We start from the raw sequence: 20,607 nt of genomic DNA on the forward strand, positions 1-20,607 counted from the left end.
AGGCGGCTTGTTGGCTCCTGCGACTGGGCTTGAACCAGTGACCGTCCGATTAACAGTCGGATGCTCTGCCAACTGAGCTACGCAGGAATACTGCTTCGTCGAATCTCTTCAACGCAACAGAAAGATAATATACGCGTCACACACACGATATGCAAATCGGCGTGTCGTCATCACGGCATCACGATTTGTTCGAGCGGCATCGCCGAATCGATCGGGAAATCCGTCGACGACGGCGTGATGCCCGCCTGCACGAGGTTCGAGCCGAGCATCGCCACCATAGCCCCGTTGTCGGTGCACAGCGCGATGCGTGGCAGTCGCACGTCGACGCCGTGCTCCTCGCCGGCCGTGAGCAGCGCCTGCCGCAGCTGCGAGTTCGCCGAGAACCCGCCGCCGACGATGAGCGTGTCCGCATCGTACTGCGCGCAGCCGCGCATCGCCTTCTTCGCGAGCACGTCGGCGACCGATGCCGCAAGCGACGCGCACACGTCGTCCACCGGAATCGGCTCGCCCGCCGCCTTGCGTTCCTCGATCCAACGTGCGACGGCCGTCTTGACGCCCGAGAAGCTGAAATCATACGGGTGCTGCTTGCCGGCGCGCCCCTGTGTGAGTCCCTGCGGCACATGGATCGCATGCGAGTCGCCGCGCTGCGCGTGTCTGTCGATGTGCGGTCCTCCCGGATACGGGAAGCCGAGCAGACGCGCCACCTTGTCGAAGCATTCGCCGGCGGCGTCGTCGAGCGTCGTGCCGACGACGTCCACATGGCGCGCGATGTCCTCGACGTGCAGCAGCGACGTGTGGCCGCCCGAGACGATGAGCGCCATCGTGTTCGTCGGCAGCGCGCCGAACTGCAGCTGCGTCACGGCGACGTGGCCGATCACGTGGTTGACGCCGTAGACCGGCTTGCCGGCGGCCCATCCGAGCGCCTTCGCGCCGGAGACGCCGACGGCGAGGCAGCCGGCGAGCCCAGGACCTGCCGACACGGCGATCGCGTCGACGTCCGAGATCTCCAGCCCGGCGTCCGCGAGCGCCTTCGAGACGACCGGCACGAAGGCCTGCGCGTGCGCGCGCGACGCGATCTCGGGGATGACGCCGCCGTAGCGTGCATGTTCGTCCATCGACGACGCGACGACGTTCGAGCGCAGCGTGCCACCCTGCACGATCGCCGCCGCCGTCTCGTCGCACGTCGATTCGATGCCGAGGACGATCGGGCCGCCCGTCGGCTGCGCCGTTTCCGTCCGCTCCGTCGTTTTCGTCATCTCCGCCGTCTGTGCCTGTTCCATGCTTCCACCTTGTCTGTCGTGCTTGTTCTGTCGTGCGTTGCCTCGTGCCCGCCGTCAGCGCGCGGCGAATCCCACGACACGCGGCCTGAGCTCGAGGCTCATTGTGTACGCATCCACGCCTTCGGGCTGATAGTACCGTTTGCGCAGCCCCATCCGTTCGAATCCGACGTCCTGATACAGCGCGAGCGCGGCGGTGTTGTCGACGCGCACTTCAAGCAGCATGCGTTCGGCGCCCGCCGCCTTCGCGTCCGCGATCATCCGTTTGAGCAGCGCGCGTCCGATGCCCTCGCGTTGATGGTCGCGCGCGACGCCGATCGTCATGATCTGCGCGTCGTAGCCGTCGTACCAGTAGCCGGCGTAGCCGCGTATGTGCGGCGCCGCGTCGGCTGCGCTGTCCGCATCATCCACGTCCGCATCGGCTGCGTCATCCGCATCGTCGATGTCGAGGTAGTACGAGCGCGCGGGGGCGTCGAGCTCCTGCGCGATGGCGCGTTCGCTCCATGCGCCGGTGCCGAAGAGGTCGCGTTCGAGCGCGCCCATCGCCTTGACGAGCGTCGCGCGGTCGAGTGCATCGGCGGTCACGATCATGCCTGCGCCGTCCCCTCGTCCGTCTTGTGCGCGGGATCGTGGCTGAGCACATGCTTGAGCGGATTCGGCACGCTGACGTCCGGGCGACGCAGATACAGCGGTTCGACGGCGCCCGCACCCTCGTCTGCCGGCGCGTGCGACTGGGCGACCTGCGCGAACAGCCTGAGCCCTTCGGCGCCCATGTCGAGCACGGCGAGGTCGCTGACCGTCTCCACATGTTCGAGGGCTGCCCATGCGGACGCGTACTTGCACGCGCCGTGTCCGATGACGTCGATGACGACGTCGACGCCGGGGTGGGCGACGCGGTAGTCGTCGACGGCCGCGCGCACGCGTTGCGCGATATGGTCGGGCGCGTCGATGTCCATGTCGATGAGCGTCGTCGGATCGCCGTCGTCGGCGTCGAGGTCGGCGTACAGGCCGAAGTAGAGCTGCTTGCGGCGCGCGTCGTTGACGCTGAGCGTGAGCGCGACGAGCGGCGCATCGTCGTCGACGACGCTCACGGCAGCGTAGTCGAAACGGTCGGCGAAGCGCGCGTCGTGGCGGTGCACGGCATGCATGAGCACGGCGTTCGGCGTCAGATCGTCCTGTCCGAGCAACGTCGCGCCCGTCGCGTAGGCGATCGCCTTCGCCGTGACGATGCCGGCGCGCAGCCCGGTGAACGGCGCCGGCCCGACGCCGACGACGATGCGTTCCACTTCGTGCGGCGCGACGCCCGCCTGACTGCAGGCGTCGGCGATGTCATTGCGCAGCCGCTCCACATGGGTGCGCGAATCGTGTTCGACGACCGGGGCGTGTCCGACGATTCCCACGGTCGATCCGAACGATGTGTCGATGACTAAAGTGTGCATGTTCCGTCTTTTCGTTGCAGTGCGTTGTCCTATTGCAGTGCGTTGTCGTGTTGCAGTGCCTCGCCCTCCGCGGATGGGCGCGGCTCGAAAGCGTCAAGGAAGCCGGCCCAGCGCGCACCGACGCCGGTGAGCGTCGCGTAGCGCACGCCGTCGCTCGTCAGTTCGGCACCGTCCGTCAGCTGCCCGACGGGTCGTTCGAGCACGACGTCGAGCCGTTCGTCGGCAAGCGCCGCGGCCATCTGTTCGCCCCATTCCATCAGGACGACGGCGTGTTCGTCGACGTCTTCGAGCTCCTCGTCCAGTCCGAGCGATTCGAGCTCGTCGAGGAGCCGGTCGACGCTGTCCTGTCCGGGCGCGTAGTCGACGCCGCCCAGACGGTAGGCGTCGACATGGATGAGGTGCGCGGTCCGTCCGTCCGCGAAGACACCGTCGAGTTCGCGCGCAATCGTGAATGTCGGCGATACGATCGGTTCGTCGATGCCGAGGCCGGCACCGAATCCCTGGACGAAGGTCGTCTTACCAGCCCCCAGGGGGCCCGACAGCAGAATGACCTCGCCGCCGCGCATGCGTTCGGCCACGGCGGCGCCGAGCGCGCGCATGTCTTCGGCGTGCGGCAGCGCGAATCGTTTCGATTCCATGTCCTTCGACCTTCCGATGTTGGCGATGTCGTCCCCGACCATGTTACTCAACGCCTTTGTTCGCGATGAGCTCTACGCAGCGCTCGATCGCCCAGGCGACGTCGCCGCCCGTCGTCTTGCACTGCTCGTCCGCCCAAGCGAGCCGACGCACGCATCGTCCGAGCGCCTGCGACGACCAGCCCGCGAGCTGCCGCTGCGTCTTGCGGATGAGCCATGGCGGCATCTTCGCCTCGGCGGCGGTGATCGAGCCGGCACGCACGGCGGAGGCCTTCGCCAACGAGCGCAGCTTCATCGCGAGCGCGCCGACGAGCGCGATCGGGTCGACGCCCTGGGCGAGCGCCGAGCGCAGCATGACGACGGCCTGCGCGCCGTCGCAGGCGAGTGCGGCGTCGGCGACGTTGAAACCGGTGACCTGCGGGTTGGCGATCATGTAGCGGTTGACCTGGTCGAGCGTGATCGGGTCCTCGTCGAAGTCGGTGCACAGCTGGCCGATCATCGCGCACAGCTCGCCGAAGCCGTGTTCGCCGAAGACGGCGGCGAGCTGTTCAGCGGCCTGCGGTTCGACGCGCCGGCCGCGACGTTCGAATTCGCCGATCGCGAAGTTGCGTACGCCGCCCTTCTCCTTGAGCGCCTTGAGATCGTCGACCTGCTGCACGGCCGCGCCGGCGCGCCGCAGCTCGTCGACGAGACGTTTGCCTCTGGGGCCGCCGGCGTGGCGCATGACAACGCCCGAGGCGTTCGGGTCGCCGGAGGATTCGCGCACGTAGGCGACGAGGGCCTTGCCGAGCGATTCGTCGGCGTCCTCGAGATGGGTGAGCAGCACGCCGGCGCGATCGCTCAGCAGCGACGGGCTGACCGCCTCGTCGAAGTCGTAGCCTTCGATGGCGCGCGCGTCGAGTTCGACGAAGTCGGCATCGCGGTGGTTGTCGAGCCATCGGCGCACGTCGGCGCGCGCCTCGCGTTCGTTGAGGAACTCGATGCCGCCGAAGACGATGACGCAGTTCGCGTCGTTGTTCACTCCCATAGTCCCAATGTGTGCGCATCGTTGGACAATCACGGCGCCTCCCCGCTCCGCGCGTATATGCCCCAGCGCCGCCGCCGTGCGCGTCGCCGACGGCCGGCTCTGCGATGCCCGTTTCGTCGTCGTCCGGCCTCGCGCCGGCCATCTCGTCGCCGATCTGCGTGACGTACGCCGTGCCGTGCGACGCCGGCATGCGCGGGACCACGCGGCCGCCAGCGCAGACACGTGAGCATCGCCCATGTGCGCTCCCACCACAGACGCATCCGGACGAAGGGCGCGGGCGACGCGCCGATGCGCCGTCCGGACACGGCCGTGCACTGTTTGGACATGTCGTCACGCAGACGCGCCATCGCACGCAGCAGGACGACGATGAGCACCACGAGCGTCTCGGCGCCGGCAAGCCGCAGCGCACCCGCCGTATCCGACGGCCACGCGAGCTGCGCGGACCCGTCGTCCGCACCGAAGACGTCGGCGGCGATCTCGACGCTTTTCGTGCCGAGCGACGCGCACCAGGCGAGCGCGAATCCGAGCGTCGGCATGCACCAGGAGACGGTGTACGCACCCAGTCCGCACACCGTCGCCATGTCCATCCACGGCGCGACGAGCAGGTTCGCCGGCACCGCCCACAGCGCGATCTGCGGCTGCATGAGCAGCTGCAGCGGCGACGTGAGCAGCTGCGCGCCGATCGTCGTGGCGAGCGCGTCCGCCATGCGCCGCGGAAGCCATCGACGCAGCACGGCGGCGAGCGGCCCCGAGACGAGGGCGATGCCGAGCACCGCCGCGCAGGACAACGCGAAGCCGAAATCGGCGGCGCGAGCGGGTTTGATGACAATCGCGACGATCGCCGTCCATAGCAGCAGCGGCGTCGTCTGCTCACGCCTCCCGAGCAGCACATAGCCGAGCGCGAACAGATGCATGACGACCGCCCGCGTGATCGATTCGCTCGGCACGAGGACGGCGGTGAGCGCCACGACGGCGGCGGCACGGGCAGCGGCGACCGCCCAGCGCGGCGCGAGCGTCCACGAGCACAGCACCGTCGCCGCCGAGGCGAGCAACGCATAGTGACCGCCGGAGACGGCCATGAGATGGATGATGCCCGCACGCCGGCATCCCTCCTCAAGTCGGCTCGCGTAGACCTCGTCGACGGGCTCACCCTCACACAGCGCGTCCTGACCGAGCACGCCGAGCGTCAATCCCGGCACGAGGACGCGTCCCTGATCCGAAAGCCCGTCGGCGACGGCGAAGAAGCGCCGCTGCATCGTATGCACGGCGCGTCGCCACGGCGCCGGCGCACGCAGCACGACGGCCGTATCGGCGTCCGCGGCGGCCACCGTCAGCTGCAGCGTCCGCTCATCCCACGGCGCGCGCGCGAGCGTGCCGGACAGTCGGTATTCGCCGCCCTGCACGACGCGCATGCACAACGCGTCAGGCAGCAGCACCCGCACGTCGACGTCCGACGGCATGCGCACGCCACCCGTCTGCACAGCGCCTATCTGCACAGCGCGCGTGGAGGCATGCACCGTGCAGGCGGCCGCGCGCGACGCCGAACGCAGCGCAGGGGCGCGCGTGCGGATATCGACGGTCGCCCGCGCGGAACCCGTACGCGACATGCGGATCGCCGGATCGGCCATGTCGTGCGTCGTCGCGACGGCCGTGGCGAACGCGCCCGTCAGCGCCGCCGCCATGCACACCAGCAACCATGAGGCGCAGCGCAGCGCGGGCGGCGCATGCCCGGCGCGCGCATGGCGCAGCCACGCGTGCACGCCGTGCACCGACGCGAACATGACGGCGCTCGCGCCCAGACACAGCACGACGGCGAGACCGCGCATGCCGCCCGCGCCCTCCTGCAGCGAGGCCGTACCCTCCTGCGGCAGCACGGCGCGCGTCGCGAGCGCCGCCGCCCACAGGCACAGCGCGGCGGGCAGCATGCGCAGGTCGCGTCGCCCCGATTCGCCGTCGGCCCAACGTGCCATGAGGCCGCGCACGCCGTCGGACGCGCGGGGACGTCGCGACGTACGCGTCCGCTGCGCTGTACGCGTATGCTGTGCTACATGCGTCCGCCGTACCGTGCTCGTCATCGCACCGTCACCTGCCCGCGGATCTTCTCGAGTGTCTTCGGGCCGATGCCGTCGATGTTGAGCAGTTCGTCGACCGCACCGAGCCGTCCCACGCGCATGCGATAGGCGATGATGTTCGCCGCCGTCACCGGACCGATGCCCTTGACCGTTTCGAGCTGCTCCTGCGTCGCCGTATTGAGATCGACGAGCTGCGGCGTCGGCTCGGGCGTCGCCTGCTGCTGCTGCGTCGGCGACTGCGTTTGCTCAGGTGACGGCGTCTGCTGCGGCGACTGCGTCTGTTGAGATGACTGTGATGATTCAGACGGTTGTGTTGATTCAGACGACTGCGCCTGTTCGGACGTCTGCGTGCTCGGCGTGCTCGTGCAGGACGGGGCGTCGGATCGCGTCGCGGCGCGTGGTGACGTCACGACGGGCGTAGGTTCGCCCGATGTGGATGCTAGATTAATCGACTGACGTACGAGCAATGTGAGGCTCGCCGCGAGCATCACGACGAGGATCGCCATGACGACGAGCGCATGCACCGGCTCGATGCTCAACCGCGGGCGTGTGCGCGCCGGCGACGCACGCTCCTCATCGTCGGCGCGCACGCCGGCGAGTCCGGACAGCAGCTCCCGCGCGCCGTCATTCCCGATGCCAGCATCTCGCGCGCCGTCTCCTCTTGCACCAACGTCCCTCTCATCGCCATTCTGTACACCACTGTCCTGCATACCGTTGTCGATCGCACCGCCATTTCTTGCACAGCGGTGCATGGCGTAGTCGTCCGCGGCGGGGTCGTCCGGCAGGTAGTCGTCCGGTATGTAAGCGTCCGGTACGCAGTCATCCGGTACGTAGTCGTCCGCCGCGTCGATGACCGTGTCCGCACGGCTGGATGGGACGGCGGGGCGCGGCGGCAACGGCACATCAAGTCCTGCCGCGGGCCTCATGCGCATCGTGCGCCCCGTGCGCATCGCGCCGCCTCCTCGCGTCGGGATGGCCGGCCGGACTTCATCATCGTCGTGGATCATGGACCCCACTATCGCGTCACGGGCACGGACGTGTCCACATGGACGGAAGCATGTGTACGGACGCTCCCCTTGTCCACATTCCACCGAGAGCCAAGAACGGCGTCATCGCAACGAAAAAGGAGGGCGCCCCGTGTGGGGACGCCCTCCTTGCGGCGTGTCGCGATCAGTTGCCGGGAACGACCGACACGATCTTCGGCGCCTTGACGATGACCTTGCGCGGAGGCACACCGCCGAGACGGTCGGCGACCGCCTCGAGCGCCATCTTCTCGAGTTCGTCGGGGTCGATGTCCGGGCTCACCTCGAGCTTGGCGCGTACCTTGCCCTTGATCTGCACGACGGCCGTGACCATGTCCTGTCCCACGTAGCGTTCGTCCGCCTGCGGCCATGGATGGTGCGCGAGCGAATGGTCGTGGCCGAGCCTGCTCCACAGCTCCTCGGCGATGTGCGGGGCGATCGGCGAGACCATGAGGATGAGCGGCTCGATCGCCGCGCGCGGCACACGCTCGAGGCCGGTCAGGTGGTTGTTGAGCACGATGAGCTTCGCGATGGCCGTGTTCGGACGCATCGCCTCCATCTCGACCGTCACGTCGGCAATCGTGTTGTTGAGCAGCTTGAGCGTCTTGTCATCCGGCGTCTCGTCGACGACGGTCGTCTCGCCGGTCGTCTCGTCGACGACGTTGCGCCACAGGCGCTGCAGGAAGCGCATACCGCCGACGACGTTGCGCGTGTTCCACGGACGGGACTCGTCGAGTGGGCCCATGCTCATCTCGTACAGGCGGAAGGTGTCCGCGCCGTAGTTGTCGTACATGTCGTCCGGCGTCACGATGTTCTTGAGGCTCTTGCCCATCTTGCCGAACTCGCGGTTGACGTGCTGGCCGTGCCACGTGAAGGTCGGCTCGCCGGACGCGTCCGCTGGGCCCTCCTCGACCTCGTCGGCCGGGACGTATTCGCCGCGGTCGTCGGTGTAGGCCCAGGCCTGGATCATGCCCTGGTTGAACAGCTTGTGGAACGGCTCGCTGGAGTCCACATAGCCCAGATCGAAGAGGATCTTGTGCCAGAAGCGCGAATAGAGCAGATGGAGCACGGCATGCTCGACGCCGCCGATGTACAGGTCGACGCCGCCGGACGTGCCGGCCGTCGGATTGTGATCCGGGCCCATCCAGTAGTCGTATTCGTCGCGTTCGACCATGTGCTCAGTGTCGTGCGGGTCGAGGTAGCGCATGTAGTACCAGCACGAGCCGGCCCAGTTCGGCATCGTGTTCGTCTCGCGGTGGTAGCGCTTGGGGCCGTCGCCCAGATCGAGCGTGACGTCCACCCACTCCGCGTTGCGGCTCAACGGCGCCTCCGGGTTGGACTGCGCGTCCTCCGGGTCGAAGGTCTTCGGGCTGTAGTCGGGCACCTCGGGCAGATCGATCGGCAGCATCGAATCGGGCACGAGATGGGGCACGCCCTCGTCGTCGTAGACGATCGGGAACGGCTCGCCCCAGTAGCGCTGACGGCTGAAGAGCCAGTCGCGCAGACGGTAGCTGACGGCGCCCTTGCCGACCTGCGCCTGCTCGAGCCACGCCGTGACGGCGGCGATCGCGTCGTCGACGCGCATGCCGTTGATGTCGAGCGCGTCGCCGCGCGCCCACGTGGCGTCGACCGACGAGTTGACGACGACGCCATCATGGGAGACGAACGGTGCCTTGCCTTCGTAGTTTGCGAGCGAGTCGCCGCTGTTGGGTAGCGGTTCGACGGTGTAGATGACCGGCAGACCGTACTTGGTCGCGAAGTCGTAGTCGCGCTGGTCGCCGCCCGGCACGGCCATGATCGCGCCGGTGCCGTAGTCCATCAGCACATAGTCGGCCGTGAACACCGGCAGTTCGGCGCCGGTGATCGGGTTGATCGCGTACAGGCCGGTGAACAGGCCGGTTTTCTCCCCCGCGTCGTTGACGCGGTCGGCCGCGGTCTTCGCCTCGGCCACCATGCGGTAGGCGGCCATCGCCTCGAGCGGCGTCGCATAGCCGCCGGTCCACTGCTCGGGCACGCCGTCGGGCCACTGCTCGGGCACGTGCCCCAGCAGCGGATGCTCGGGCGAGACGACGCAGAAGGTCGCGCCGAACAATGTGTCCGGACGCGTCGTGTAAATCTCCATGTCCTCGAGCGTCTCGCCGGTGCGCACCTTGAAGTGCACGGACGCGCCGTGCGACTCGCCGATCCAGTTGCGCTGCATGAGCTTGACCTTCTCGGGCCAGTCGATCGTGTCGAGATCCTCGATGAGGCGGTGACCGTAGGCGGTGATGCGCATCGACCATTGGCGCAGCTCGCGCTGGAACACCGGGTAGTTGCCGCGCTCGGAGCGTCCCTCGGCGGTCACCTCCTCGTTCGCCAGCACGGTGCCCAGACCCGGACACCAGTTGACCGGCGACTTCGAGATGTAGGCGAGACGGTAGCCGTTGAGCACGTCGGCCTGCTCGGCCTCGCTCAGCTCGTCCCATGCACGGCCCTCATGGCCGTCGATCGCGCGCTCGCCGGAGCGGAACTGCTCGACGAGTTCGCCGATCGGGCGCGCGCAGCCCATCGAACCGCTCGGGTTGCGCTTGTCCGGGTCGTACCATGCGTCGAAGATGCGCGAGAAGATCCACTGCGTCCAGCGCACATAGCCGGGTTCGATCGTCGCGAAGGAGCGGCGGTCATCGAAGCTCAGGCCCATGCGGTGCAGCTGACGGCGCATGTTCGCGATGTTCTGCTCGGTCGTCACGCGCGGATGCTGACCGGTCTTCACGGCGAACTGCTCGGCCGGCAGGCCGAAAGCGTCGTAGCCCATCGCATGCAGCACGTTCTCGCCCTTCATACGGTGGTAGCGGCTCACCACGTCGGAGGCGAGGTAGCCGAGCGGATGGCCCACATGCAGGCCCTTGCCGGACGGGTAGGGGAACATGTCCATCGCGAAGAACGGCCGGCGGCCGTCCGCGTGGCGTCCTTCGCCGTCGGTCAGCTCGCCTTCGACGTTCGCCGCCCAGAACGTGCCATGCTCGTCCCAGATCTTCTGCCATTTGCCTTCGATGGTCTGCGCCATCGCGGCGTTGTACCGGAATGCGGACTGATCCGCATCATGCGCCTGCGCCTGCGCGCTCGGTTCGATCTCACTCATAGGGCACGATTATCGTTTTTCAGCTGGACAGTGCCCCGCCGGCCGTCCGCAGTACGAACGCGCGGTTCAGCTCTCGTCGCGCGAGGCGACGATCGTGGGCGGATTGAGCGCGAAGTCGGTGCCGATGCCGAGCGCGCGCTCCGCGTCGTCGGTGATCCTGTCCCATGTGCCGTCGTCGATCATGTCCTGCAGCACCATGTTAATCTGTGCGACGAACTCGTCGCGGTCACCGCCGGTCGCGACGGCGTAGCCGCGGCGGCCAAAGGGCGCGTCGACGAGGTCCGCGTAGGCGGCGCCCGCCTCGGAGCGCAGCCCGGCAAGCACCGGCCTGGAGCCGGCCACGGCGTCGCTTTCGCCGGCGAGCAGCGCGGAGACGCACTTGTTGAAATCGGATTCCTCGCGCCAGCGCACGCCGTCGACGCGGCGTTCCAGCTGTCCGCGCACGTCGTCATCCTCGACGACGCACACAGTGCGGCCGCGCATGTCGTCGGCGCCGCGGATCGTCTTCCTCTCGTCGGCGCGCACGAGCAGCCCGTCGTCGGCGATCAGGTACGGTCCCGAATAGCGCACGTCGCCGCCGCGCGAGGCGAGCTCCTTCGTGAACGCGCGCGCGTCCTTGCCGCCCTCGTAGGCATACGACGTCATCGCGAAGTCGATCGTGCCGTCAGCGAGCATCGCGTCGCGCCGCGCCATCGTCATCGGATGGAAGACGATCTGGCGGTTGCTGTAGCCGATCTTCTCGGCGACGTATTTGGCCACGTCGACGCTCAGGCCGCTGTAGCCCTCCTCGTGGTACCAGCTGACGCCGGGCTCGTCGACGGCGACGCCGATGTTGATCATCGGCCCATCGGCCTGCCCGGGCACGGACACCTGCACCGACGTGCCGCATGCGGCAAGCGGCGATACGGCCGCCGCGGCGCACAACATCGCGATGATCCTCGTTCCTCCACGGCTACGCATGCGACCTCACTTGAACAGACGGGAACGGGTGAGGAACCACATCACGAGCAGGGCGAGCAGCATCGCGAGGACGATGATGATCAGGAATCCCCAGCGCGAGCCGGTGAAGGGCATGCCGAGCATGCCGTTCTGGAAGTTCATGCCGTACATCGAGAAGATGAGCGTCGGGATCGACAGCGTGATCGAGATGATCGTGAAGATGCGCATCACGTTGCTCAGGTTGTTGGAGACGACCGACGAGAACGCGTCGGTCATGTTCGCGAGGACGCCGCTGTAGATGTTCGCCATCTCGATCGCCTGCTTGTTCTCGGTGATGACGTCGTCGAGCAGGTCCTCGTCCTCCGGGTACTGCTTGATGCGCGAAAGCGTCGTGAGCTTCTCCATGACGATCTCGTTTGATTTGAGCGACGTGTTGAAATAGACGAGCGTCTTGCTCAGCTCGAGCAGCATCAGGATCTCGCGGTTCTGCATCGAATGGCGCAGACGCAGCTCGAGCTTGTCGGTCTCGCCGTCGATGATGCGCAGATAGCGCAGGTACATCGTCGCGTTGCGGTAGAGGATCTGCAGGATGAAGCGCGAGCGCATGAAGGTGTTGAATCCGCGGATCGTGCCCTCCATGAACGGGTGGAGCACCGGCGTGTCCTGCATGCACACGGTGACGATGAGCGTGCGCGTGACGATGATCGACAACGGGATCGTCTCGTACCAGTTGCGTCCGGAGCGCTCCCCGACCGTCGGGATGTCGACGATGATCATCGTGTAGTCGTCCTCGACGTCGACGCGCGAGCGTTCCTCGTCGTCGAGCGGCGCGCGCAGGTCGGCGAGGTCGATGCCGGTCTCCTGGGCGACGGTGGTGAGTTCGACGTCGGTGGGGTCGCACAGCGCGAGCCATGAGCCGTTCTCCGGCTTGTCTATCTGTTCGACCTGTCCGTGAACGGTGCTGAACATGCGCAGCATGAGATCACCCGCCTCTCATTTCCATTCGCCGGGCCGCGCGGGGACGCGGCCAGTGTTGCGTAGACGTCGACGGTGCAGTGGACGCCGACAGTGTGTGAACGTCGGCAGTGCACACGCCGACGGTGCAGCCATCGACAGTACGACCATCGACATGCAAGCATGAACAGCTTAGCCGCACCTATGAGACACGCCGTCCGGGGCGGCCCCGGGCGGCGTGGCGTGGATTGGTTTGTTGATCGGTGAGGGGATGCGTTCAGCCGGCGATTGGCTTCCACATCGGCATGTCGGGGCTGCGCAGCTCCTGGGGGCCGTTCTCCCAGTCGACGAATTCGGCGATCTGCGGCCCCCTGTTGAACTCGGCCAGCAGCCAGCGGTCGCCGTCAGCGCCGCGTTCGAGGGCCATGCGCGACCAGAAGGCGTTGCGCATGCCGTCGAGGCCGTTGGCCTCGTCGACGTCCATGCCCAGCAGCGTCGCGATCGTCGCGACGATCCACGAGCCGTGGGAGACGACCATCAGCGTTTCCTCGCCCGGCTCATCCCGCGCCTCGCGCACATAGGAGCGGATCGCCTCGGCGCCGCGCTCGCCGACCTCGCGTCGGCTTTCGACGCCGTGGGTGAGTTCGCCGCCCTCGTGGCGCTTCCATGAACGGAAGTCCTCGGGCCAGCGCTCGAGGATCTCGGCGCGCGTCATGCCCTCCCATTCGCCGAAGGCGCGTTCGCGCAGCCGCGGATCGAGCCGCACGTCGAGGCCGAGGATGTCGGCGAAGGCGTGCGCCGTCTGCTGGGCGCGGAACAGGTCGGAGCTGACGACGCGCATCGTGCGTGCCGCGGCGGGCGCCTTGCGGTACTCCTCGATATCGGCGGCACGCACGGCGCTCACGGGCGGCGTCGGCAGCAGGTCGGGATGGGCGGCGATGTTGCTCACCTTCGCCCAGTAGTAGCGCTGCGCGAGCGCGAGGCCGCTGTGGTCCACCTGCCATTGTCCGATGATGTCGAGGGGGACGTCGATCTGTCCCTGCAGGCGCCGTTCGAGATTCATCGAGGTGCGCCCGTGGCGCAGCATGACGATGTCGGTAATCATCTTTCCTTCTGACTCCTTACTTCGGGGATGGCGGCGGTGCGGCGGGCGGCTCAGTCCTTCTCGATCGTCTTGCCGGCGTGCGCGCCGGCGGACAGGTCCTCGATCATGTTGATCGTCATGACCGGCACGCATGCCGGGACCTTCGTGCCGCGTTCCTCGGCGAGCTTGACCTGCTCGTCGTAGATCGCGTCGTCGGTGTGCAAAACGACCTCGCCGCGGAAGCGGTATCCCTTCTTCTGCTCGAAGTTGACGAACGCGATGACGAGCGGGCTACCGTTCTCGAGGTTGCGGTAGGTCTGGCCGGCGGTGCGCTCGTGGTAGGCGAGGTGCTCGTCGTCGAGCACGAACATGCTCATCTTCGGGCCGAGGTCCGGGATGCCGTCGGGGCTGACGGTGGCGACCCACGCGAGGTTGTCCTTGATGAAGTCCTTCATTGCTTCGGTAAGCTGTGCCATAGGGGGCTCCTTTCTGTACGCTCCCCACACTACGCGGCCGCGGCCCGCCACACGCCCCGTTGCGCTGTGAAGTGAGCCGGAGGCATGTCGTCTTTCCCACATGTGACCTCGCTCACGTCGGCGTCCCACGCCTCAAAAACTTGCGCCGATAACGAAAAACCCGGCCGAAGCCGGGTGAAAATCTGTCGTGGAGCTAAGGGGATTCGAACCCCTGACCCTCTCCATGCCATGGAGATGCGCTACCAGCTGCGCCATAGCCCCGAATTGGGGGAATCTGTTGCCAGATACCTTCGTGGAGCTAAGGGGATTCGAACCCCTGACCCTCTCCATGCCATGGAGATGCGCTACCAGCTGCGCCATAGCCCCGTCGGCTTTCCAGCCAACTCGAGATAGCCTACATCATGGATTCACGATATGCAAAAGCCCGGCGTGTCGCGTTGTGCGGCATGCCGGGCTCCGCTGTCGTCATGGGTCACTGGGCCTGCTGTCCGACGTCGTCCTTCTGCCGTCCGTCGTCCTGCTGGCCCGTGCCGTCCTGCCCCGAGTCGGTCGATGCGCCGGACTGCGATCCGTCGGCGGCGTCCGTCTCCTGGCTCGCCGACGGCGACGCGCTCGGCTCGACGATCTGCGAACCCGAGCCCGAGTCGTCCTTCGTGCCGGACTCGTCGTCCTGCCGGCTGTGCCCGTCCGTCGACTGCGTGGGGGAGGAACCCGGCGACGACGTCGCATCCGTCGACGGCGTGATGACGGTCGCCGACGGCGACGGCGAGAGATCGCCGCCCTCCTCGCTCGTCATGCTCGGGCTGACGATGTCATGGACGACCGAATCGGTGCCCCTGCCGCCGGTGAGTGCGAGGATGACGCCGGCGGTCACCGCGACGGCGATCAGGCCGGAGACGACGGCGACGACGATCGCCACGCGCTTGTCGTGACGGGTGAGCTGCGGCCTGCCGTGCGACGCCGCGGCGGACGCATCCGACGTGACAACGCGACCCTTGCGGCTGCCGCCCTTGCGCGACGAGCCGTGCTTGCGCGTGTCGTCGGCGGCGTCATCGGCGTCGCCCTCTCCCTTCTCGCCGAGCTGCTGCGCGGCGGCGTCCTGCAGTTTCTTGCTCGACGCGTCGATGACGTTCTGATAGATCTGCGAAGCCGATGTCGACACGATCGAGGCGACGGCGACGCCGATCACCGAACCCGCGATGCCGATCTTCGACGACAGCAGGAACGACGTGACCGCCGCGAGCGCGCCCGCGAGCAGCTGGGAGAACGATAGTCCTTTGAGAAAATTCTTCACGATCGATTCATCCGGTCATGGCGCGTCCGGCGCCCAGGACGGGCGTCGGACGCGGCGGTGGGCAAAACTGCCATAAGCATAGACCAGTTCACTGTCCGTCAGCCGCATGCCGTGTCGGGTTCTCCCACAGCTCAGTGTCGGCGAGCGCGGGCCCGTGGTTGTAGTCGACGAGGATCCAGCGGTCCGGGTCGTCAAGTCCGGCGTTGACCAGACGCGCCCAATGCGCGTTGCGCATCGACGTGACGGAGACGAAATCCGGCAGCGCCGATCCGATGCCGAAGAGCACCTGCAGCGTGTTCTCGATGAGCGCGCCGTGGGAGAAGACGAACAGGTCGGTACCCGCTCCCGCCCGGTGAGACCAGTCACGCAGCGCCTCGACGCCGCGGGTGCCGGCATGCTCGTGGGATTCGGCATGGTGGCGCATCTCGCCGCCCAGACCGCGGCACCACAGCGCGAAGTCCTTCGGCCACTGCGCGTCGAGCTCCTCGCCGGACATGCCCTCCCAGTCGCCGAAGCTGCGTTCGCGCAGCCGCGGATCGGTGTGGACCTCGAGGCCGAGCGGGTCGGCGAACAGATGCGCGGTGCGGCTCGCGCGCCGCAAATCGGAGGCGACGACGAGCTGGCGCGCGCCCGGATCACGTTCGACGTAGAGCCTGCGCAGCGCGTCGCCGGTCTGGCGCGCCTGCCACAGCCCGACATCGTCGAGCGGGATGTCGATGCTTCCCTGGACGCGGCCGGCAAGATTGTACGAGGTGCGCCCATGCCGCACGAGCGTGATCGAACGCACCGTCTCGATCGCCGTCATTGTCGCGTCTCCGTCAGGCGGCGTCGTCGGCCGGCGCTTCGGGCAGTTCGAGGTCGATGCGCGGGCAGTCGCGCCACAGCCGCTCGAGATGGTAGAAGTCGCGTGCCTCCTCATGCATGACATGGACGATGAAGTCGCCGTAGTCGAGCAGGATCCACTGCGCTTCCTGGATGCCTTCGCGGCCCTTGGGCTGCAGCTTGCCGCCCTTCGTGTACAGGTCCTTCTCGATCTCCTCGGCGATCGCAAGCACCTGACGCTCGTTCGTCGCGGACGCCAGCAGCATGCAGTCGGTGATGCCGATCAGGTCGCTCACGTCGTAGGCGACGATGTCCGACGCCTTCATGCGGTCGGTCGCGGCCGCCGCGATCCTCACCGATTCGATGGATGATTCAAGTGCCGTCATATCAACGCTCCCAAGCTGGTTTCCAATGCTGCACGATGTGCTGCGTGTTCTCCGAATAGACCATCGCGTCATCCGGCACGTCATGGCGGATGACTGATCCGGCGCCGCTCGTGACGTGGTCGCCGACCTCGACCGGCGCGACGAAGAGGTTGCCGGCGCCAATGTGCACGTCCGAGCCGATCGTCGTGTGGTTCTTGTGCACGCCGTCGTAGTTCGCCGTGATCGTGCCGCCGCCGATGTTCGTGCGCTCGCCGAGGTCGGCGTCGCCCACGTAGCTCAGATGCGGCACCTTCGTGCCGTCGCCGATGTGCGCCTTCTTCATCTCGACGAAGGCGCCCGCCTTCGACCCCTTGCCCAAGTCGTTGCCGGCGCGCAGATACGTCCACGGGCCGATCGTCGCGTCGCGGCCGATGTGCGACTCCTGCACGCGCGAACGTTCGACGTGCGCGCCGGCGTCGACGGTCGCGTCGATGAGCGTCGTGTAGGGGCCGACGACGGCGTCCTCGGCGACGACGGTGCGCCCCTGCAGGAAGCAGCCGGGCAGGATCGTCGCGTCCGCGCCAATCGTCACGTCGTCCTCGATCCACGTCGTCGACGGATCGAGGATCGTCACGCCCTCACGCATCCAACGTTCGCACACGCGCATGTTGTGCGCGCGGGCGAGCGCGGCGAGCTGCACGCGGTCGTTGACGCCCTCGACGCTCAACGGGTCGGGCGCGGCGAAGGCGCCGACCTTGCCGCTCGCCTTGGCCGCCTTGAGCGCGTCAGTCAGATAGAACTCGCCCTGCGCGTTGTCCGCGTCGAGGTCGGCGATCGCGTCGGCGAGCACATGCGCGTCGAAGACGTACACCGACGTGTTCACCTCGCGCACCGCCAGCTCGCTGCTGTTCGCGTCCTTCTGCTCGACGATCTTGAGGACGTCGCCGTCGGGATCGCGGATGATGCGGCCGTAACCGGTCGGGTCGTCGAGCACCGTCGTGAGCACTGTCGCGTCGTCGCCGCTCGCCGCATGGTAGTCAAGCAGCGCGCGCAGCGTCTCCGTGTCGAGCAACGGCATGTCCGAGGCCGTGATGAGCACGTCGCCATCGAGGCCACCGTCGGGCGACAGGCGGCGCATCGCGCACTGCACGGCGCGGCCGGTGCCGGGGATGTCGTCCTGTTCGACGATCGTCACGTCGGGGTCGTAGCCGCGCGCCGCCTCGGCGACGCGTTCGCCCTGATGACGCACGACGACGGCGAGCGTCTCGGACCCGAGCGCCTCGACGGAGGACATGACGCGTTCGAGGAAGGTCTTTCCCGCGAAGGTGTGCAGCACCTTCGGCTTCGACGAACGCATGCGCGTGCCCTCGCCGGCTGCCAGCACGATTGCGGCGGTTACCGTCATCTGTTCTCCTTTGGTGGATTGGGCCGATGGCCCGTCATGATCCCTGATGCGAAAGGCGTCCGCATCCAAACGTCGAAAGCCGGATGCGGACGCCGCTGGCTCCCCCACCTGGACTCGAACCAAGACAAAGGGTTCCAAAGACCCGTGTGCTGCCATTACACCATGGGGGAACGGCGGGTCGCGCCCGCCAAGTATCCATTATGCCATAGGGCCGGACCACAGGTCCTCCCCCGCCCGATCAGGCGAAGAGGAAGCCCTGCCCGTGATGCTCGGGATAGGTCTCGAAGAGCTCGGCGACCGAGCCGTCCTCGAACACGGCCTTGATCGCGCTCGCCAGCAGCGGAGCAATCGACAGCACCGTCAGGCCGTCCCAGCGCTTCTCCTCGGGGATCGGCACCGTGTCGGTGAGCACGACCTCGCGTGCCCCGCAGCTCTTGAGCCGTTCGACGGCCGGCCCGGAGAGCACGCCGTGCGTCGCCACGACGGTCACCGACTTCGCGCCGGCCTCCTGCAGCACCTTGCACGCGCCGGCGATTGTGCCGGCCGTGTCGATCAGGTCGTCGACGAGCACGCAGTCCTTGCCCTTGACGTCGCCGACGACGCGGTTGGCGACGGCCTGGTTCGGCCGCGTGATGTCGCGCGTCTTGTGCACGAAGGCGAGCGGGCCGCCGCCGAGGCGCTGCGCCCACTGCTCGGCGACGCGGATGCGGCCGGCGTCCGGGGAGACGACGGTCACGTTGTCGAGCTGGTTGGAGAAGCGGTCGCGGATGTAGTCGACGAGCACCGGCATCGCGATGAGATGGTCGACCGGGCCGTCGAAGAAGCCCTGCGACTGCGCGGCATGCAGGTCGACGCTCATGATGCGGTCGGCACCGGCCGTCTTGAGCAGGTCGAAGACCAGACGGCATGAGATCGGCTCACGGCCGCGGTGCTTCTTGTCCTGACGCGAATAGCCGAGCAGCGGGCTGACGGCGGTGATCGAACGCGCCGACGCGCGCTTGAGGGCGTCGATCATGATGAGCTGCTCCATGATCGCCTGATTGACCGGGCTGCTGTGGCTCTGCAGCACGAAGACATCGGCGCCGCGCACGGACTCGGTGTATCGCACGTACATCTCGCCGTTCGCGAAATCGTAGGCGGTCGTCTCGAGCACGTCGATGCCGAGCTGGTCGGCGACGTCCCGGGCGAGCTTGGGATGCGCCCTTCCGGTGACGAGTATCAGGTTCTTGTCTGGTTTGCCTTCGAGGATTGCGCTCACCGTATCTCCAAACGTCAGTTGGTTCGTAACCGTGTCCTCAGTGTAGTGCCGACAGCTGACGTGCGCCGGCGCGCGCGTTCAGTCGCACGTGCGGTACAGGCCGTGCTTGCCGATGTACTGGACGACGCCGTCGGGCACGAGATACCACACTGGCTCGCCGTGCGTCGCGCGCTCGCGCACATCGGTCGACGAGATCGCCAGCGCCGGGATCTCGAGCATGTCGACGCGTCCGGCCGGCAGCGTGACCGCCGACGAATAGCCGGGGCGCGTGACGGCGACGAAATGCGCGATGCGGAACATCTGCTCGACATCCTTCCATCGCATGATCTCGGCGACGGCGTCCGCGCCGGTGATGAAGAACAGCTCGGCGTCCGGGTACAGCGCGCGCAGATCGCGCAACGTGTCGATCGTGTAGGTGACGCCGGGACGGTCGATGTCGACGCGCGAAACGGTGAACTTCGGGTTCGACGCGGTCGCGATGACGGTCATCAGATAGCGGTCCTCGGCGTTCGTCACATGCTTGTCGAGCTTGAACACCGGCCGTCCGGTCGGCACGAAGACGACCTCGTCGAGGTCGTACACCCACGAGACCTCGGAGGCGGCGACGAGGTGGCCGTTGTGGATCGGGTCGAAGGTGCCGCCCATGATGCCGATGCGCGGGCGCGCATGCCAGTTGCCGCGCGGCGAGCGGCGCCCGGGCGGCGAGACGAGATGCGCCGTCGCCGCGTCGGTCACGGACAGCTCGGCCATGCGACGCGGCGCGCCAGTGGCCGCGTCGGCCACGGCATCGGCGTCGGCGGGGACGTCGTTCGTCATGTCGGCATACGTCATGTCAGTGCTTCTCCTGGGCGTCCGCCGCGGCGCTGTCCGCGGCGACGCGGTCGATCTCCTGCTGCAGCGTCAGTTCCTGCGCGCGGTCGTCGGCGGCCTCGCCGTCCGGATCGATCTTACCCATGTCCTCGTTCCACTCGTCCTGCACGACACGCCGGATCTCGGCGAAGGTCGGCAGCAGGAAGGACGGCTGGAACGCGCGGCGCACATGGGCGACGCGCTCGGTGATGCGGATGAGTGTGTCGGTCATGCCGTCGATGTCGTTGTCGCGTTCCATCGAGCGGAAACGGTCGATGTAGTCCTCCATGAGCACGATCTGCTCGACGACGTCGCGGTAGCGTTCGTCGTCGACCTCCACGACGTCGTCGGCGTCCGTCTCCGGCCAGCCGATGAGCACCGCGTCGGCGTACTCGAGCGACGCGCGCTGCCCCGCCGAGGCGATGCCATCCTCGATCTGCACGAGGAACACGTAGCGCACGAGGCTGAGCCGTTCGGAGGCGACCTTGAGCAGGTTGCGCCGGTCGGCGAGGTCGACGCCCCACGGGTTCGCGAGCACGTGGGCGTCGTCGAAGGTGACGGTCGGCAT

At 67.5% G+C, this 20,607-nt stretch carries 19 protein-coding genes and 4 tRNA genes; all 23 read right to left on the reverse strand.

What is annotated here, in order from left to right; all coding sequences use genetic code 11:
• Window positions 1–11: 11 nt before the first annotated feature.
• A tRNA-Asn gene (locus tag G606_RS0100420) sits at window positions 12–87 on the reverse strand.
• 83 nt (window positions 88–170) lie between these two features.
• Window positions 171–1,256, reverse strand: coding sequence for a tRNA (adenosine(37)-N6)-threonylcarbamoyltransferase complex transferase subunit TsaD (tsaD, locus tag G606_RS0100425; protein ID WP_051198386.1), 1,086 nt, complete (start codon window positions 1,254–1,256; stop codon window positions 171–173).
• A 78-nt stretch (window positions 1,257–1,334) separates the two neighbouring features.
• Window positions 1,335–1,868, reverse strand: a complete 534-nt coding sequence (rimI, locus tag G606_RS0100430) for a ribosomal protein S18-alanine N-acetyltransferase (protein ID WP_026644346.1) — start codon at window positions 1,866–1,868, stop codon at window positions 1,335–1,337.
• Window positions 1,865–2,716: a tRNA (adenosine(37)-N6)-threonylcarbamoyltransferase complex dimerization subunit type 1 TsaB gene (gene tsaB, locus G606_RS0100435; RefSeq protein ID WP_026644347.1), complete on the reverse strand. Its 852-nt coding sequence runs from the start codon at window positions 2,714–2,716 to the stop codon at window positions 1,865–1,867. The genes rimI and tsaB overlap by 4 nt, the downstream gene beginning before the upstream one ends.
• A gap of 29 nt (window positions 2,717–2,745) precedes the next feature.
• Window positions 2,746–3,354, reverse strand: coding sequence for a tRNA (adenosine(37)-N6)-threonylcarbamoyltransferase complex ATPase subunit type 1 TsaE (gene tsaE / locus G606_RS09255; protein WP_051198388.1), 609 nt, complete (start codon window positions 3,352–3,354; stop codon window positions 2,746–2,748).
• A gap of 43 nt (window positions 3,355–3,397) precedes the next feature.
• The gene (gene holA / locus G606_RS0100445) at window positions 3,398–4,378 is read right to left on the reverse strand and encodes a DNA polymerase III subunit delta (protein WP_026644348.1); all 981 of its coding nucleotides are present in this window, start codon (window positions 4,376–4,378) and stop codon (window positions 3,398–3,400) included.
• Window positions 4,379–4,407: 29 nt separating this feature from the next.
• A complete protein-coding gene (locus tag G606_RS09260; protein WP_034523265.1) occupies window positions 4,408–6,348 on the reverse strand; it encodes a ComEC/Rec2 family competence protein in 1,941 nt (646 codons plus the stop codon).
• A 101-nt stretch (window positions 6,349–6,449) separates the two neighbouring features.
• The gene (locus G606_RS10590) at window positions 6,450–7,400 is read right to left on the reverse strand and encodes a ComEA family DNA-binding protein (RefSeq protein WP_231371361.1); all 951 of its coding nucleotides are present in this window, start codon (window positions 7,398–7,400) and stop codon (window positions 6,450–6,452) included.
• Between the two features lie 220 nt (window positions 7,401–7,620).
• On the reverse strand, window positions 7,621–10,593 hold the full coding sequence (leuS, locus tag G606_RS0100465; RefSeq protein ID WP_026644350.1) for a leucine--tRNA ligase: 2,973 nt from the start codon (window positions 10,591–10,593) through the stop codon (window positions 7,621–7,623).
• 66 nt (window positions 10,594–10,659) lie between these two features.
• The gene (locus G606_RS0100470) at window positions 10,660–11,553 is read right to left on the reverse strand and encodes a transporter substrate-binding domain-containing protein (RefSeq protein WP_026644351.1); all 894 of its coding nucleotides are present in this window, start codon (window positions 11,551–11,553) and stop codon (window positions 10,660–10,662) included.
• Between the two features lie 6 nt (window positions 11,554–11,559).
• Complete coding sequence (locus tag G606_RS0100475) at window positions 11,560–12,510, reverse strand: magnesium transporter CorA family protein (RefSeq protein WP_026644352.1); 951 nt, start codon at window positions 12,508–12,510, stop codon at window positions 11,560–11,562.
• Window positions 12,511–12,763: 253 nt separating this feature from the next.
• Complete coding sequence (locus G606_RS0100480) at window positions 12,764–13,591, reverse strand: histidine phosphatase family protein (protein ID WP_026644353.1); 828 nt, start codon at window positions 13,589–13,591, stop codon at window positions 12,764–12,766.
• Between the two features lie 50 nt (window positions 13,592–13,641).
• A complete protein-coding gene (locus G606_RS0100485) occupies window positions 13,642–14,046 on the reverse strand; it encodes a pyridoxamine 5'-phosphate oxidase family protein (protein WP_026644354.1) in 405 nt (134 codons plus the stop codon).
• 188 nt (window positions 14,047–14,234) lie between these two features.
• A tRNA-Ala gene (locus G606_RS0100490) sits at window positions 14,235–14,307 on the reverse strand.
• 32 nt (window positions 14,308–14,339) lie between these two features.
• A tRNA-Ala gene (locus tag G606_RS0100495) sits at window positions 14,340–14,412 on the reverse strand.
• 106 nt (window positions 14,413–14,518) lie between these two features.
• A complete protein-coding gene (locus G606_RS11345; protein ID WP_051198254.1) occupies window positions 14,519–15,340 on the reverse strand; it encodes a hypothetical protein in 822 nt (273 codons plus the stop codon).
• An 88-nt stretch (window positions 15,341–15,428) separates the two neighbouring features.
• Window positions 15,429–16,145 carry a histidine phosphatase family protein gene (locus G606_RS0100505; RefSeq protein WP_034523268.1) on the reverse strand — a complete coding sequence of 239 codons (717 nt, stop codon included), beginning with the start codon at window positions 16,143–16,145 and terminating at the stop codon, window positions 15,429–15,431.
• Window positions 16,146–16,158: 13 nt separating this feature from the next.
• Window positions 16,159–16,548, reverse strand: coding sequence for a ribosome silencing factor (rsfS, locus tag G606_RS0100510; protein ID WP_026644356.1), 390 nt, complete (start codon window positions 16,546–16,548; stop codon window positions 16,159–16,161).
• A 1-nt stretch (window position 16,549) separates the two neighbouring features.
• A complete protein-coding gene (gene glmU / locus G606_RS0100515; RefSeq protein WP_026644357.1) occupies window positions 16,550–17,932 on the reverse strand; it encodes a bifunctional UDP-N-acetylglucosamine diphosphorylase/glucosamine-1-phosphate N-acetyltransferase GlmU in 1,383 nt (460 codons plus the stop codon).
• Between the two features lie 96 nt (window positions 17,933–18,028).
• A tRNA-Gln gene (locus tag G606_RS0100520) sits at window positions 18,029–18,102 on the reverse strand.
• A 68-nt stretch (window positions 18,103–18,170) separates the two neighbouring features.
• The gene (locus G606_RS0100525) at window positions 18,171–19,190 is read right to left on the reverse strand and encodes a ribose-phosphate diphosphokinase (RefSeq protein ID WP_026644358.1); all 1,020 of its coding nucleotides are present in this window, start codon (window positions 19,188–19,190) and stop codon (window positions 18,171–18,173) included.
• 78 nt (window positions 19,191–19,268) lie between these two features.
• Entirely contained in the window at window positions 19,269–20,006 is a 738-nt protein-coding gene (gene nadD / locus G606_RS0100530) for a nicotinate-nucleotide adenylyltransferase (protein ID WP_051198390.1), read from the reverse strand.
• A 16-nt stretch (window positions 20,007–20,022) separates the two neighbouring features.
• Window positions 20,023–20,607: a hypothetical protein gene (locus G606_RS0100535; RefSeq protein ID WP_034523402.1), complete on the reverse strand. Its 585-nt coding sequence runs from the start codon at window positions 20,605–20,607 to the stop codon at window positions 20,023–20,025.

This window comes from Bifidobacterium sp. AGR2158 (genome assembly GCF_000424225.1).
In the GTDB taxonomy this organism is placed as follows: domain Bacteria; phylum Actinomycetota; class Actinomycetes; order Actinomycetales; family Bifidobacteriaceae; genus Bifidobacterium; species Bifidobacterium anseris.